We start from the raw sequence: 14,833 nt of genomic DNA, 5'->3' as shown, positions 1-14,833 counted from the left end.
GTGGTGGTCGGGCGGGTTCGGGAGGCGCGGCTCGGCGGCCGAGGAGCGCCCGGGCGGTCAGCCGTGCAGGCCGAAGAAGATCTCGCTGTTCTGCGGGGTGAAGTGGCTGGTGCCGTACGCGACGGCCCGCTCGTCGCCGTCGAACACGGTCGACGCGATCTTCAACAGGGTCGTCCCGAGCGGCACGTCGAGCTCGTCGGCGTGGACGCTGCTCGCGCCGTCGAGCGAGACCAGGAGGTCCTGTCGGGCGAGCGTGACGCCGTGCTCGCGGTCGAGGTGCCCGTACAGCGAGCCGTCGGTGAAGTCGACGGTCGCCGTCTCGGGGAAGAGCGCGTACGGCAGCCAGGTCACGACGAGGTGGTGCAGCGAGCCGTTGACGAAGCGCAGTCGGGTCAGCTCGACGACCTCGTCGGCCGAGTTGATGTCGAGGTGGCTCGCGACCGTCTCGCCGGCCCGCACGACCTTCTGCTCGAGCACGCGCGTGCTGACCGCGAAGCCCTCACCGGTCTGCTGGGCGTGGAAGCCCTTGACCTCGTCGGCGAAGCGCTCGCGGTAGTGCAGGCGGTACTGCGGTTCGGTGACGAAGGTACCCCGGCCGTGCTCGCGCACCAGGTGGCCGTCGGCGATCAGGCCGTCGACCGCGTGCCGCAGCGTGATGCGGCTGACGCCGTACTCGTCGCAGAGCACGGGCTCGGCCGGCAGCTGCGACCCGGCCTCGAGCTTCTGGATGCGGGACAGCAGGTGCTCGCGCACGGCCACGTACTTGCTCGTGCCGCTCGTGGTGCTCATCTGGTGCCTCCGCGTCGTTGCTGAAGTGGGTCGTCGCCCAGGGGGTGGGGCGGCGTGGTGCCGGCCCGTCCCGGCCTGGGTCGTCGGGTCGTCGGGTCGTCGAGTCGTCGAGTCGTCGAGTCGTCAGGTCGTCAAGTCGTCATGATGACTTCGACGAGGGTACGTCCCGTGGGGTGGGCACGCAAGTCGGGAGTCGTCTTGATTCGTCATGACGTCATGACGCCTTCGGTTACGGTCGTCGGAGTCCGCGCCCGCCCCACCCCCGAACCGGAGCCCCCCACACGTGAGCCACGACCTCGACCACGCCGCCGTCACCACCGCCCGCCTGCTCGCCCTGGACGCCGTCGAGCGTGCCGGGTCCGGCCACCCGGGGACGGCGGCCGCGCTGGCTCCCGTCGCGCACCTCCTCTTCCAGAAGCACCTGCGACACGACCCGCTGGCACCCGACTGGGCAGGCCGTGACCGCTTCGTGCTGAGCTGCGGCCACGCGAGCGTCCTGCTCTACACGCAGCTCTTCCTCACCGGCTACGACGTGTCGCTCGACGACCTCAAGGCGTTCCGCTCGTTCGGGTCGCGCACCCCCGGTCACCCCGAGCTCGGCCACACGCCCGGCGTCGAGACCACGACCGGGCCGCTCGGGCAGGGCCTCGCCACGGCCGTCGGCATGGCGATGGCGATGCTGCACGAGCGTGCCGTCGCCGACCCCGACGCCGCCCCGGGCGAATCCGTCTTCGACCGCCGGGTCTTCGTGCTCGCCTCGGACGGCGACCTGCAGGAGGGCCTCTCGTACGAGGCCGGCGCGCTCGCCGGACGGCACCGCCTCGGCAACCTCACGGTGATCTACGACGACAACGACGTCCAGATCGAGGGCGACACGAGCCTCACGTCGAGCGAGGCCGTCGGCGCGCGGTTCGCCGCCCAGGGCTGGCGGGTCGACCACGTCGGACTCGCCTCGGACGGCGACGTCGACGTCGAGGCCCTCGACGAGGTGCTCTCGACCACCGACCGCCGCGGCGACCGCCCGCACCTCGTCGTGCTCAAGTCGCAGATCGCCTGGCCCGCCCCGAACGCCCGCGGCACCTCGGCCTCGCACGGCGCCCCGCTCGGTGCCGCCGAGGTCGCGGCCACGCGGGTCGAGCTCGGCGTCGACTCCGAGCCCTTCACGGTCGACGACGCCGTGCTCGCCCACACCCGCTCGGCGATCGAGCGGGGGCGCGCCGCCTGCGAGGCCTGGCAGGTCGCCGCCGACGCCTGGGAGCTCGCGCACCCCGTGGCCGCCGCCGAACGGCAGCGCGCACGGTCGCGCACCCTGCCCGCGGACCTCGGGTCGCGCCTCCCCGTCTTCTCGCCCGGCGACACGCTCGCCACCCGCGACGCGTCCGGCAAGGTGATCCAGGCGCTCGCCGAGGCGATGCCCGAGCTGTGGGGTGGCTCGGCCGACCTCGCAGAGCCCAACCGCACGGCGATCGCAGGAGGCGCGTCGTACCTCCCCGAGGAGGGTCCCGGCACCGGCCGCGCCGGTCGCAACGTCCACTGGGGCGTCCGCGAGGGGGCGATGGCCTCGGCCATGAACGGCATCGCGCTGATCGAGGGGTCGCGGTTCTTCGCCGGCACCTTCCTCGTGTTCAGCGACTACCAGCGACCGGCCATCCGGCTGGCGGCGCTCATGCAGCTGCCCGTCACGTACCTCTGGTCGCACGACTCCGTCGCGCTCGGGGCCGACGGGCCGACCCACCAGCCCATCGAGCACCTGGCGAGCCTGCGGGCGATGCCCGGGTTCTCGGTGGTGCGCCCGGCCGACGGCGCCGAGACGGCCACGGCCTGGCTCGCGATCCTCGAGAAGGACGGCCCGGCCGGTCTCGTGCTGGCACGCCAGCCGCTGCCCGTCGCGTCGACGCCGGCCGACGTCGTCCGTGAGGGCGTGCGCCGCGGGGCCTACGTGGTCCAGGACGGCACGCCGACCGGCGGCACGCCGACCGGCGCGACGCCCGACGTGGTCGTCGTCGCCACGGGCAGCGAGGTCGCCCTCGTGCTCGAGGCCGTCGCGCAGCTCGACGATCTGGCCGTGCGCGTCGTGTCGATGCCCTGCCGCGAGTGGTTCGAGGCCGAGCCCGAGGAGTACCGCGAGCAGGTGCTGCCCCGGGCGGTGTCGGCGCGGGTCGTCGTCGAGGCCGCGGCGAGCTTCGGCTGGGATGGCGTCGCCGGCCCCGACGGCTTCGTCGTCGGCATCGACGAGTTCGGCCTCTCGGCTCCCGCCGCCGACGCGCTGCGCGAGCGCGGCATGACGACCGAGCGCGTCGTCGCCGCCGTGCGCACCGCGGTCGCCCGGGCCGGGGCGCGCCGGGCCGGAGCCTCCGTCGCCTCCTGACCCGCGCCTCCCCGGCTAGGGTCTCCTCGCGCCTCGCCCCTCCGGGAGGGCGCGAGTGGGCTGGAGGTGCTGCCCGGCTCGCGCCGGAGAGCACCTCCTGCCCACTCGGCGGGGCGGCCGGGCCGGGTGCGGGCCGGGACGGGCTACGGCTGGCTGGGCGAGGTCACCGTCACGGCGCCGCTCGCGATCTGGTCGCGCAGGGCGTCCAGCTCGGAGGACAGCTCAGGGCTGACCGAGGACTCCAGGTCGTGGAAGGGCGCGAGGTCGACGCCACCGTTGTCGAGCGTGCCCACATAGGGCTCGTTGCTGAACGTGCCGTCGGTCGACGACACGGCGATCTGCTGGACGGCCTTCTCGGTGTCCTTGATGACGCTGGTCAGCACGATCGGGCGGTACTCGGCGGGCAGGGTGTCGTAGCCGTCGTTGTCGACCCAGATCACGTCGACGCCACCGGTGGCGAGTGCCGCCGACGCCGCACCCTCGCCGACCTGGCCGGCGACCGGCATGATGACGTCGGCACCCTGGTCGATCAGCGCCTGGGCGAGCTGCTTGCCCTTGTTGACGTCCTCGAAGTCGCCGGTGAACGAGCCGTCCTGCGCCTCCTTCGACCAGCCGAGCAGCTGCACGCTCGTGCCGTGCGCGGCGTTGTAGGCGTCGACGCCGTCCGCGAAGCCGTCCATGAACAGGGTGACCGGGGGCTGGTTGCCGCCGCCGAAGGTCGCGACCTTGCCGGATCTGCTGACACCGGCCGCGAGGTATCCGGCGAGGTACGAGGCCTGCGCGGTGTCGAACAGGATCGGCTTCACGTTCGGGGCGTCGACGGTCTCGTCGACGATGGCGAAGTCGATGTCGGGGTTGGCCGCCGCCTGCTCCTCGGTGGCGGGGGCGAGCTCGTACCCGACCGTCAGCACGAAGCCGCAGCCCGAGTCGACGGCCTGCGCGACGTTCGGGGCCAGGTCGTTCTCGGTCGTCGACACGAGCACGCGGGCCTGGATGCCGTCGTCCTTCTCCGCCTTCTGCAGGCCCGCCCAGCTCGACTGGTTGAACGAACGGTCGTCGAGACCGCCCGAGTTCGTCACCATGCGGGCGCAGTGGTCGCCCGCGGCGGCACCGCCCGAGGGGCCGCCGTCGGCCGGGGCGGTGGCACACCCCGCGAGCAGGGCCAGGCCGGCGAGGCCCCCGGCGACCCCGAGGAGGCGCGGGTGGCGGAGGCGGGACGACGGACCGTTCCCGGCGCGGGCGGCTCGGGAGCGGGTGGCTGCGGCGGGTGCGGGAGCGGCGGGTGCGGCGGGGCGGACGGGCATGAGGGGGGACCTCCGGGAACGGGTGTGCTGTGGGGTGCCGGCTGTGCGGGCCGGACGGTGGACACAGTCAACTGCCTGCGGGCCTCCGTGCCAAGCGTGTGACGGGCGCGGGCAGTGCCGGCTGCCGCGCCGCGCCTCCTGCGTCTGGTGCGCGCCTGCCGTCGGCAACTCCGGGCATCGGCGCAGGCCGCGCCTTCTGGGGGTGTCGGGGTGGTCGTTCTCCTGAGTTGCCGGCGGGGCGGGTGGGGTTTGGGCCGGCGGGGCGGGTGGGTGTCGGGTCGGTGGGCCGGGTGGGTGTCGGGTCGGCGGGCAGGCGGGCAGGCGGGTCGGGGGTTCGACGTGCGCGTGCCGCGCTCGTCGCGCGCCTGTTGTCGGCAACTCAGGGGATCGGCCCAGGCCGCGCCTCCTGGGGGTGTCGGGGTGGTCGTTCTCCTGAGTTGCCGGTGGGGCGGATGCGGTTTGGGCCGGCGGGCCGGGTGGGTGTCGGGTCGGTCGTTCTCCTGAGTTGCCGGCGGTTCGCGTGCATGTTCGGGTCGGCGGTTCGATCCGCGTGTGCGCGTTCGCTGCGCGCTTGCCGGCGGCAACTCAGGGGATCGGCGCAGGCCGCGGCTTCTGGCGGTGTCGGGGTGGTCGTTCTCCTGAGTTGCCGGCGGGGCGGGTGGTCCGCGACCGGGACGGGTGGTCTGCGTCGGCGGGCAGGCGGGCAGGCAGCCGGGCGGGCAGGCAGCCGGGCAGGTCGGCGGGCAGGCGGGCAGCCGGGCGGGCAGGCAGGCAGCCGGGCAGGTCGGCGGGCAGGCGGGCCGGGCGGGTGGGCTGGCGACGGGGTCGGCGGGCTGGCGACGGCGTCCAGGCGGGCGGGGCACACTGTCGGCATGTACCGAGGCCTGCCGACCATCTCGTTGCCCGAACCCGAGCGTCCGCCGTTCGTCGACCGGCTGCGGCGGGCCCTCGACCTGGCCGCCGCCGAGGAGAGCGGGCGACTGCGCGTCGTCCACTCGTGGGTCGGCGACGAGGTGCCGGGAGGCGCGATCCGCCGCGCCGGTTGGCAGTCGCGCGTGCTGACCGTCACCGGGCCGCGACGGGCCCCGATCGACGTCTGGTTCGACGCGGACGACGGCGACGTCTCGGTGATCGGCGACGTGTCGGTGCCCGACTGGTCGCTGCACGACGCCGAGGCCGAGTCCGCCTGCCTCGCCGCGTCCGGTCAGCTGTTGCACGACCTCGCCGCCGGACGCCTGCCCCGGCGGCGCCGCTCGGACTTCGTGCGGTCGAGCACCGTCCTGGCCCTGCTCGGCGCCGGGGCCGTGGTCGGCGCCGTCGTCGTCGACGTGCTGCGCGCCCGTGGACGGGGCCATCCGGTCTGACGAGTCGCGCCTGCTCGGCGGCGCCCGGCCCGAGCTAGCGGGCGTGCCGTTCGAAGAACGCGGTCGACGGCGGCAGCAGCATCAGCAGGCTGGCGACGGCCGCACAGGCCACCGAGGCCCAGGTGAGCGCCCCGCCCCCGCTCGCCCCGCTCAGGGTGCCGAGCACCTGCAAGATCGTCAGGACGAGCAGCGCGGTCCGCGCCCACCGCCGCCCGTCGCGCATCGACCGGGCGATGGCGAGCTGCACGAGGGCCAGCACGATCGCGAACACGCCGCCCGCGACGTCGGCCCCGCGGGGGTTGGCGAGGGTGCCGCCCGACGTGGACACCCGTGCCGGACCGCCGAACAGCATCACCAGGACCGCACCCACGACGCCCAGGGCGACGACCACGATCCAGAGCACGTGGGCCGTCGAGATCGTGGCGGGGGCTGGTGGGGCGGCGTCGCGCATCGGTCCTCCTCGGGCGGCGGGCGGGGCTCTCAGGCTAGGCCCGGCCGGTGTCGGTGGCGCGGCGTAACCTCGACGCCACGAACGAGCCGGGCCGAGGGGCCCGGGCTGCGGCCGGGCACGGCCCGGCCCACGACACGAGCGCAGGAGGCGCGGCGCATGACCCCAGACCCCGAACGTCGACCGCCCGAACGTCGGCCCCCCGCTCGCGACCACCGCGTCGAGGCGGCGCGCTACCGGGTCGACGGCGACGTGCCGAGCGACGACGCGCCCCGTGACACCCGCACGGCGGCCGAGATGCGGGCCTGGGCGCGCACGGCCATCGACCTCGCGATCGCCCGGGGCGAGTTCGACGACCTGCCGCTCGCCGGCAAGCCGTTGCCGGGGCTCGCGGGCGGCACGGTCGACCCCGACTGGTGGATCCGCGGCCTGATCGAGCGCGAGGGTCTCACCGGGCTCGCCCCGCCCGCCCTGTCGCTGCGGGCCGAGAGCAGCGGGCTGCACGCCGAGCTCGACCGGTTGCGCTCCGAGGCCGCGGTGCGGTCGCACCTCGACGACTTCAACGCGCGCATCGTCGAGGCGAGACGGCAGCTGTCGGGCGGCCCGCCGGTCGTGACGCCCACCCGCGACGTCGACGCCGAGGTGCTGCTCTGGCACGAGCGCCGGCAGGCGAGGCGTGCCGCCGAGGCCGCAGCCGTACCGCCCCCGCCGCCGAGCTGGCGCGAGCGGCGGGCCCTGCGGCGAGAGGTCCGGCGGCGCGAGGTCGACCGGCGCGAGACCGAGCGCCGTGAGGGCCGGGGCCGGGACCCACGCTCCGGCGGCCCAGCATCGGGTGAGGGTGACCCGGGCTCACCCGGTGGCGCCTCACCCGCATGATCCCGTGACCGATCCGTGACCTTTTTCTCGGTGCAACTACACCTGAAGGATGATGCGCGCTAGGGTCGAGTGTTCGCACCACCCCCTGACGAGAGGACCGCACGCGTGACGAAGCCCGCCGACCCGACCTCGACGAGTCAGGGTGGCGCGACCTCCGGTCACGACGAAAGTGCTGGTCAGAACCCCTCGGCGTCCGGCGCCACCGGGGCCCGTCCGCTGGGTGAGCGCTCGGCCCGGCTCGCCGTCGAGCGACGCGAGCGTCGTGCCCGTCGCGACGTGCTGCCGACCTCGCACCGCGAGTCGTTCGTCGAGTGCGCCGCCCTCGTCGGTGCCGCCGAGGCCGCCGTGGCCCCGCGCGTCCGTCCTCGCCGCAGCGACGCCCCCGCACGCATCAGCCCGACCCTGGGCCTCGAGACCTCCGCCGCGACCGACGAGGGTCGTCCCTCGGTCGCGACCCGCGCCTCCTCGGCGGAGGGCCGCTCCGTGTCGACCCGTCGTGCGCGACGGACCCAGGCCGTGGCCGCCCGTCCCGCTTCGACGCCTCACGGCGGCCGGTCTCGCGCCGGGGCCGCCCGCAGCGTCGGCACCGCCGTGAAGAAGCTCTCGATCGTCACCGCGATCGTCGGCTTCGCCGCCAGCGGCGTGCTGCCCCTGCTCGCCACCACCGGAGACGAGGCGCAGGCCGTCGCGTCAGGTGCCTCGGCCAGGTCGTCGCTGGGCTCGCAGAGCTTCTCGGTCGACACGGCGTCGCTGACCGACGAGTCCGACGAGACGGCCCGCGACGCCTACTCGGCGACGTCGATGGTCGACGTCGTCACGCAGAACCTGCAGAACCGCAAGGCCGCCGCGAACACGACCTACGAGGGTCCGACGACGGCGGACTACCTCGCGAACCCGCTCTACCCCGAGCTCGACCGCGACCAGGTGCTGGCGGTGGCGCTGCAGTACATCGGCACGCCCTACGTGCACGGCGGCGAAGACCCCTCGAAGTTCGACTGCTCGGGCCTGATCACGTTCGTCTACGCGCAGTTCGGCATCAAGCTGACCCACTACGTGCCGACTCAGAACACCGAGGGCCGCACGATCCCCGAGTCCGAGGCCGTGCCCGGCGACCTCGTGGTCTTCGACAACCTCGCCCACGACGGCATCTACGCCGGCAACGGCATGATCCTCGACGCCCCGAAGCCCGGCGGCTTCGTCGACGTCCGCCCGATCTGGAACCAGGCGCACCACTTCGTCCGCATCGACGGCTGAGCGCCGACGGGGTCGTCCGGCTGGGTCGGTCGGCCAGGTCGGTTCGGCCGGGTCTGTCCGGCGTTCTCGCCGACCGAGACCGTGCGAGGCCTCGCCCGACGGTCCCGTGTCGTGAGGTGGTGGGGCGCGCTTCCGATGGCGTTCTGCCGCGAAGTGCACGCCCGCGACCGGTGAGCAGCGAGCGTGCGGGCCTGCGGGCGTCTGTGAGGGCGGGGAGGCGCGGGTCGCGCCCCCGGGACGGCCGGCTAGCCGAGGAGGCGCGGGTCGCGCCCCCGGGACGGCCAGCTAGGCGAGGAGGCGCGGGTCGCGTCCCCGGGCCGGCCGGCTAGCCGAGGCGGCCGGTGAGCCGCCCGTGGAAGGCCTGGCTGCGGTCGTCCAGCCCGACGAACGTCGCGGCGACGCCGTGTGCCCGGAACTTCTCGTCGACCGAGTCGAGGGCCGCCACGCTCGACGCGTCCCAGACCTGGGCGCGCGACAGGTCGACGACCACCGTCGCGGGGTCGTCCCCGTAGGAGAAGTGCTCGACGAGGTCGTTGCTGCTGCCGAAGAACAGCGGGCCGACGACGTCGTACCGCACCGTCTCGGGGGCCGGGGCGGACCCGACGACCGCACCCGCGCCTCCTGCGTCCGAAACGTCCGACGCGTCCGAGCCACGAGCGTCGGCCACGGCAGCCGGCGTCACGCGACGCTCGACCGTGATCACGTGGGCCACGCGGCGCGCGAACAGCACCATGGCGAGCAGCACGCCGACCGCGACGCCGAGGGCCAGGTTGTCGGTCGCGACGACCACGGCCACCGTGACCACCATGACCAGTGTCTCGGGCACCGGCATGCGGCGCAGGGTCGACGGCTTCAGCGAGTGCCAGTCGACGGTCGAGATCGCGACGATCATCATCACGGCGGCCAGCGCCACCATCGGGATCGTCGACATCACGGCGCTCAGCCCGGTGACCAGCAGCAGCAGGAAGAGCCCGGCGGCGATCGTCGACACCCGCGTGCGGGCTCGTCCGATCTTCACGTTGACGACCGTCTGGCCGATCATGGCGCAGCCGGCGATGCCGCCGTAGAAGCCGGCCGCGATGTTGGCGACGCCGAGGGCCCAGGACTCCTTGCCCTTGTGCGACGGCGTCTCGGTGATGTCGTCGACGAGCTTCGCGGTGAGCAGGGTCTCCATCAGTCCGACGAAGGCGACGCTGAGGGCCGTCGGCCAGATGATCTGCAGCGTCTCGAGCGTGAACGGTGCGAGCCACGGGGTCAGCCCGGGCAGGCCGCCGCCCATCGGGCCCTCGTCGCCGACGGTGTGCACGTCGAGGCGGGCGGCCACGGCGATGACCGTCACGACGACGATGGCGACCAGGGGGGCCGGCACGGCCTTCGTCACCTTCGGCAGCAGCACGACGATCGCGATCGTCAGTGCGAAGAGCGGGTAGACCACCCAGGGCTGGTCGATGATGTGCGGCACCTGCGCCACGAAGATCAGCACGCCCAGGGCGTTGACGAAGCCGATCATGACCGACCGCGGGATGAACCGCATCAGCCGCGCGAGGCCGGCCAACCCGAACGCGAGCTGCACGAGCCCGGCCAGGACGACCGTCGGCAGCACGTAGTCCGTGCCGTGCTCGCGCACGAGCGGTGCGATGACGAGGGCGACCGACCCGGCCGCGGCCGTGACCATCGCCGGCCGACCGCCGAGCACCGACATCACGAGCGCCAGCACGATCGACGCGACGAGGCTGACCATCGGGTCGACGCCGGCGATCACCGAGAACGAGATCACCTCGGGCACGAGCGCCAGCGTCGTGACGACGCCGGCCAGGGCCTCGCGGGTCAGGAGGCGCGGGTCGCGCAACACGGACAGCACGGTGTCGGCGGGGCGGGCCGACCGCGCGGCGGGTTCAGGGCGCGCGCGGTCGGCGTCGGGGGCAACGGTCACGGGGGACTCCAGAGGTGTGGGGAAGAATGGGACCGGCGACGCTGCCGTACGATGCAACCCTACCCTCACGTGAGGGTAGAGATGAAATGAGACCCCATGCCCGACGAGACCGCCATGATGCAGATCGGCGAGCTCGCCGAGCGCACCGAGATGTCGCTGCGCACGATCCGGCACTACGACGAGGTCGGGTTGCTCACTCCCTCCGGCCGCAGCGAGGGCGGGTTCCGGCTCTACACGCACGACGACTACCTGAGGCTGATGGTCATCCGGCGCATGAAGCCGCTCGGGTTCAGCCTCGACGAGATGGCCGAGCTGCTGCGGGTCGTCGGGGCGCTCGACGGCGCGGGCGGTCCCGAGGGTACGGGCGGTGCGGACGGCGCGGGCGGTGTGGGCGGGCCCGAGGGTGCGGGCGAGCCGGACGCCGAGGGCGACGTGCGCGCCCAGGCGACCCGCGCCTCCTTGGCGGCGTTCGTCGACGAGACCGTCGAGCGCCGCGCCAAGCTCGAGCGACAGCTCGCGATGGCCGACGAGTTCCTCGAGCTGCTGCGCGCCCGCCTGCGCTGAGCGTCGCGCGGGCGCGGGACGCCTGCCCGCACCGACCCACGCCTGCCCCGTTCCCACCACGACGTGGACACCGCGCCACGTCATCGCGTGGCGGTGTGTCCACATCGTGGCGGCGTGCCCGGTGGCAGCGCCGCCCGGAGCGGGTCAGCTGCGGGCCCACTCCGGCCGGCGGTCGACGAGCATCTCGGCGTACGACGGGTACCACTCGCCCGCCGCCGGGCCGCCGTTGCAGGTGCCGTCGCTGATGCCGGGGGTCTTGACCCAGAGCAGGGCGTCGAGGCGTCCGTCGTCGTCGACGACGCGGGGGTCCTGGCCGAGGCCGACGTCGTCGGGGTTGCACCAGGTGCCCTTCCAGCCGCGGCCGTTGCGCGAGACGTCGATGACGTAGCGGCTGCCGCCCGTCATCGCGGCGACCTCCTCGGCGTAGGGCTGCTCGTCGCCCACGGGGTAGAAGCCCGCGACGTTGGTGAAGAAGCCCCGTGCCCGGTCGACGCCCGCCGCCTCCAGTCGGTCGGCCATCACCTCGGGCGCGACCCAGTGCGAGTTGCCGCCGTCGAGGTACGCGGGCACGCCGGCCGCGGCGAAGTCGGCGACCGCCTGCCTCAGCAACGGGAGGCGCACGTCGGCCAGCTGCGGACACCGGCTCAGCATGCCGAGCGAGTCGGGCTCGACGATGACGACGGCCCGGTGCCCGGCGAGGGTGGCCGCGATGGTGGCGTTCCAGGCCGGGTAGCGCTCGGCCGACAGCCCGCCGGCCGAATGGTTGCCGCAGTCCCGGTCGGGGATCGCGTAGGTGACGAAGACGGGCGTCGCGCCCTGTCGCTCGGCGGCGACGAGGTAGTCGGTGATCACCCGGACGAGCTGAGCGTCGTCGTACCCGTCGCCGATCCACATCGCGACCGGTCGCTCGGCGATCAGGGCGGCGGCACGGGAGGCGTCGGTCTCGCCGTCGGCGCCGAGGGTCGCCTCGGCCCGTGCCGCCAGCGAGTTCGGCTCGAGCGCGATGCCGCCGTGGAACACCGCCTCGGTCGGGGCCGTCCGGATGGTGTCGGGCGTCACGCGCGTCGCCTGCGACGTCGGGGTCGGGGTCGAGGTCGGGGTCGGCTTCGACGTGGGCGGCCCGTCGGTCGGCACGGGTCGGGTGCCGTCGCCCGACGAGCACGCGGTCAGCACGAGCACGACCGCCGCGGCCAGCAGGCCGAGGGCGGCCGGGGTGCGTCGGGACGATGCCATCTGCGCCTCTCTCGGCGCAGTCGGGGGTGCTGCCCCGACGGTGGTGGAAGGGACAGTCGACCACGGATGCCCCCTCGGCCACAGGGGCCGAAAGGGGGACACCGCCGTACCTCGCGGGTGCTCCCGGCGACGTCTCGTCCCCAGTCCGACGACAGACCCGAGGAGGCGCGGTGCCCGTCATCCGCGCCCGTCCCGCCTCCTGCGCCTCGATAGGGTGGAGCGTCCGCGAGCCCGAGCGCGGACCTCCTGCACCGCCGCCGACGCGTCACCGCGCCGCGTCGGCCCCAGACAGACAGAGAGCCATGCCCCCCTCGGACCGCCCCTCCCGCCACCTCTCCCTCCAGGCCTGCCGGGCACCGGCGGCATGGCCGCCCCGTCGGGCCCGGGCGGCATCGCCGCCCCGTCGGGCCCGGGCCGCTTCGGTCGTCCTGGCGCTGGCCCTGCTGGCCACGGTGGGCGTCCCCGACCGCGCCGTCGCGGCGGCTCCCACCTGGCAGGCCGTCGTCGCGGCGCGCGACGACGAAGCCGCGAAGAAGAAGGCACTCGCCGACATCCAGGGCGCGCTCGACGACGCGACGGCCCGCGCCGACGCCGCACGCGCGTCGGCCGACGAGGCCGGTCGCGTCCTGGGCGAGGCCCGGGCCGCCGTCGACGAGGCCACGGCACGACACGAGCAGCTCGAGACGCGCCGGGCCGGGGCCCGCGAGACCGCCGACTCGGCACGCCGGATCGTGGGTCAGGCCGCCGCCCTGATGGCCCGACCCGGCAGCGGGGGGCTGGTGGGCGACCTGCTCTCGGCGGGCGACGGCGCGCAAGAGGTGCTCAAGGGGCTCAGCCTGTCGAGCAAGCTCGGCGAGAACGTCGGACGCCTCCGTGAACGGGCCCAGACCGCCGACAACCTGGCGACCTCGCTGGCCGGACAGGCCGCCGTCGCGCTCGCCGAACGCGACCGGCTCGCCGGCGACGCGCAGGCCGCACTCGACGAGGCCGCGGCCGCGAGCGTGACGGCCGAGGCCGACCTCGCCGCCGTCGACGACGAGAAGGCCACCCTCGCCGCCCAGGCCGCCCTGCTCGAGGACGACCGCCTGACGCTCGAGCAGGCCTACGCCCAGGCCCAGGCCCAGGCGGCTGCGGTGGCCGCGGCGGCCGCGGCCGCCCGTCCGGCGCCGGTCGCCGGTGGCGGCACCGGTCCGGTCGCTCCCGGCACGGGTGGGCCCGGCCCGGGGGTCACCGTCCCCGACCCGGGCACCGGCTGGGTCGCGGCCATCCGGTCGTACGGCTCGTACCAGGCCTACGGCTACCGCACCCACCCGATCACGGGCGAGCACAAGCTGCACGCCGGTGCCGACTTCGGCGCGACCTGCGGCACGCCGATCTACGCGGTCTCGGCCGGTCGTGTCAGCTACGCGGGCCCGTCGAGCGGCTACGGCAACCTGATCGTCGTCGACCACGGCGGCGGGGTCAGCAGCGCCTACGCCCACATGGAACGCATCGGCATCCACGTCTCGGTCGGCCAACAGGTCGCGGCGGGCCAGGACATCGCCGGCGTCGGCACCTCGGGAGGCTCGACGGGCTGCCACCTGCACCTCGAGGTGCGACAGGGCGGCGTCGCGACCGACCCCGTGGTCTTCCTGGCGGCCAAGGGCGTGCGCTGACGGCTGCCGGGCGTCAGATGCCGTGAGGCGGGCGTGTTCGGCGGTTCCGGGCGCCCGCATCCGCCCGCATCAGCCGAACTCGCCCGTGGTGGTGCCCACCGGGTCGTCGTGCACCTCGATCGACGCCGCCTCGGCCCGGATCTCGTCGACGACGGTGCGGACGGCCGGTCGCGCGGCCCGGTCCGGGCGCATCAGGGCCTCGAGGTGTCGGCCGGCCCGGACGTTCTCGAGCGTCGCCAGGTGGAACCTGCCGGGGGCCCGCGAGGCCGAGGTGTGGCGCGGGACGAGGGCGACCCCGTGGCCGGCGGCGACGAGGTCCTCGATCAGCGGCAGGTGCACGGTGCGGTGCACGACGAGCGGGGTGACTCCCGACTGCAGGGCCATCGACACCAGCACGCGGTCGATGGGGTACCCCTCGGGCACGCCGATCCAGGGTTCGCCGACGACGTCGTCGATCGCCACGCGCGGCCGGTCGGCCAGGCGGTGGTCGAGCGGCAGGGCCACCTCGAGCGGTTCGCGCAGCAGCGACACGACCGTGAGCGAGTCCCGCCCCGGTGGCAGCACGCCATCCGACCGGTGGGCGAGCACCACGTCGAAGTCGGCGGTCAGGGGCGCGAACTCGTCCTCGGAGACGTCACGGTCGGCGACCTCGAGCTCGATGCCCTCGTGGGCCCGCATGCGGTGCAGGAGACCGGGCAGCAGCAGCTCGGCCGCCGACGCGAACATCGACACGCGCACGATGCCGCCCGTCCCGCCGCGGACGACCTCGAACGCGGCCTCGGCCTCGGCGACGGCCGTCGCCACGCCCACCGAGGCCCGGGCCAGGGCCCGGCCCGCCTCGGTCAACCGGACGCCCCGCCCGACCCGACGCACGAGCTCGACCCCGAGCTGACGCTGCAGCGTCTTCAGCTGTTGCGACACGGCACTGGGCGACCGGTGCGTCGCCTCGGCCACCGCGGTGACGCTGCCCCGGTCGGCCAACTCGCGCAGCAGGTCGAGGTGGGTGAGGTCCATGAAGGCAGCCTACAAAGACCATCCCGTCATC

At 74.5% G+C, this 14,833-nt stretch carries 12 protein-coding genes; 6 read left to right on the top strand and 6 right to left on the bottom strand.

All coding sequences use genetic code 11. From position 1 onward, the window contains the following. Window positions 1-57 precede the first annotated feature (57 nt). Entirely contained in the window at window positions 58-789 is a 732-nt protein-coding gene (locus ABID81_RS06020) for a GntR family transcriptional regulator (protein ID WP_354593912.1), read from the bottom strand. Between the two features lie 283 nt (window positions 790-1,072). Here ABID81_RS06020 and ABID81_RS06015 point away from each other — a divergent pair, with 283 nt between their 5' ends. After that, window positions 1,073-3,157 carry a transketolase family protein gene (locus ABID81_RS06015; protein ID WP_354593911.1) on the top strand — a complete coding sequence of 695 codons (2,085 nt, stop codon included), beginning with the start codon at window positions 1,073-1,075 and terminating at the stop codon, window positions 3,155-3,157. Window positions 3,158-3,300: 143 nt separating this feature from the next. On the opposite strand, the gene ABID81_RS06010 is transcribed toward ABID81_RS06015, so the two are convergent. After that, window positions 3,301-4,461 carry a BMP family lipoprotein gene (locus ABID81_RS06010; RefSeq protein WP_354593910.1) on the bottom strand — a complete coding sequence of 387 codons (1,161 nt, stop codon included), beginning with the start codon at window positions 4,459-4,461 and terminating at the stop codon, window positions 3,301-3,303. Between the two features lie 872 nt (window positions 4,462-5,333). Here ABID81_RS06010 and ABID81_RS06005 point away from each other — a divergent pair. After that, on the top strand, window positions 5,334-5,825 hold the full coding sequence (locus ABID81_RS06005) for a hypothetical protein (protein WP_354593909.1): 492 nt from the start codon (window positions 5,334-5,336) through the stop codon (window positions 5,823-5,825). A 34-nt stretch (window positions 5,826-5,859) separates the two neighbouring features. Here the strand turns inward: ABID81_RS06005 and ABID81_RS06000 are convergent, their stop codons facing one another. Then, window positions 5,860-6,276, bottom strand: coding sequence for a hypothetical protein (locus tag ABID81_RS06000; protein ID WP_354593908.1), 417 nt, complete (start codon window positions 6,274-6,276; stop codon window positions 5,860-5,862). 156 nt (window positions 6,277-6,432) lie between these two features. Between ABID81_RS06000 and ABID81_RS05995 the strand changes: the two genes are divergently transcribed. Next, a complete protein-coding gene (locus ABID81_RS05995) occupies window positions 6,433-7,149 on the top strand; it encodes a DnaJ family domain-containing protein (RefSeq protein ID WP_354593907.1) in 717 nt (238 codons plus the stop codon). Between the two features lie 105 nt (window positions 7,150-7,254). Continuing rightward, window positions 7,255-8,403 (top strand): C40 family peptidase, encoded by a 1,149-nt coding sequence (locus tag ABID81_RS05990; RefSeq protein WP_354593906.1) that lies wholly within the window; start codon window positions 7,255-7,257, stop codon window positions 8,401-8,403. A 325-nt stretch (window positions 8,404-8,728) separates the two neighbouring features. Here the strand turns inward: ABID81_RS05990 and ABID81_RS05985 are convergent, their stop codons facing one another. Then, on the bottom strand, window positions 8,729-10,336 hold the full coding sequence (locus tag ABID81_RS05985; RefSeq protein ID WP_502915185.1) for a SulP family inorganic anion transporter: 1,608 nt from the start codon (window positions 10,334-10,336) through the stop codon (window positions 8,729-8,731). 96 nt (window positions 10,337-10,432) lie between these two features. On the opposite strand from ABID81_RS05985, the gene ABID81_RS05980 reads away from it, so the two are divergent. After that, entirely contained in the window at window positions 10,433-10,900 is a 468-nt protein-coding gene (locus tag ABID81_RS05980) for a MerR family transcriptional regulator (protein ID WP_354593905.1), read from the top strand. A gap of 144 nt (window positions 10,901-11,044) precedes the next feature. Here the strand turns inward: ABID81_RS05980 and ABID81_RS05975 are convergent, their stop codons facing one another. Next, window positions 11,045-12,133: a glycoside hydrolase family 6 protein gene (locus tag ABID81_RS05975; RefSeq protein WP_354593904.1), complete on the bottom strand. Its 1,089-nt coding sequence runs from the start codon at window positions 12,131-12,133 to the stop codon at window positions 11,045-11,047. 302 nt (window positions 12,134-12,435) lie between these two features. Here ABID81_RS05975 and ABID81_RS05970 point away from each other — a divergent pair, with 302 nt between their 5' ends. Beyond that, window positions 12,436-13,788 carry a peptidoglycan DD-metalloendopeptidase family protein gene (locus ABID81_RS05970; RefSeq protein ID WP_354593903.1) on the top strand — a complete coding sequence of 451 codons (1,353 nt, stop codon included), beginning with the start codon at window positions 12,436-12,438 and terminating at the stop codon, window positions 13,786-13,788. 69 nt (window positions 13,789-13,857) lie between these two features. Here ABID81_RS05970 and ABID81_RS05965 read toward each other — a convergent pair whose 3' ends face one another. Next, window positions 13,858-14,802, bottom strand: a complete 945-nt coding sequence (locus ABID81_RS05965) for a LysR family transcriptional regulator (protein ID WP_354593902.1) — start codon at window positions 14,800-14,802, stop codon at window positions 13,858-13,860. Window positions 14,803-14,833: the final 31 nt, after the last annotated feature.

This window comes from Frigoribacterium sp. PvP054 (assembly GCF_040547465.1).
Taxonomy (GTDB): Bacteria; Actinomycetota; Actinomycetes; order Actinomycetales; family Microbacteriaceae; genus Frigoribacterium.
Note: the sequence above shows the minus strand (reverse complement) of the source record. Positions and strands in the feature narration are given on the sequence as shown.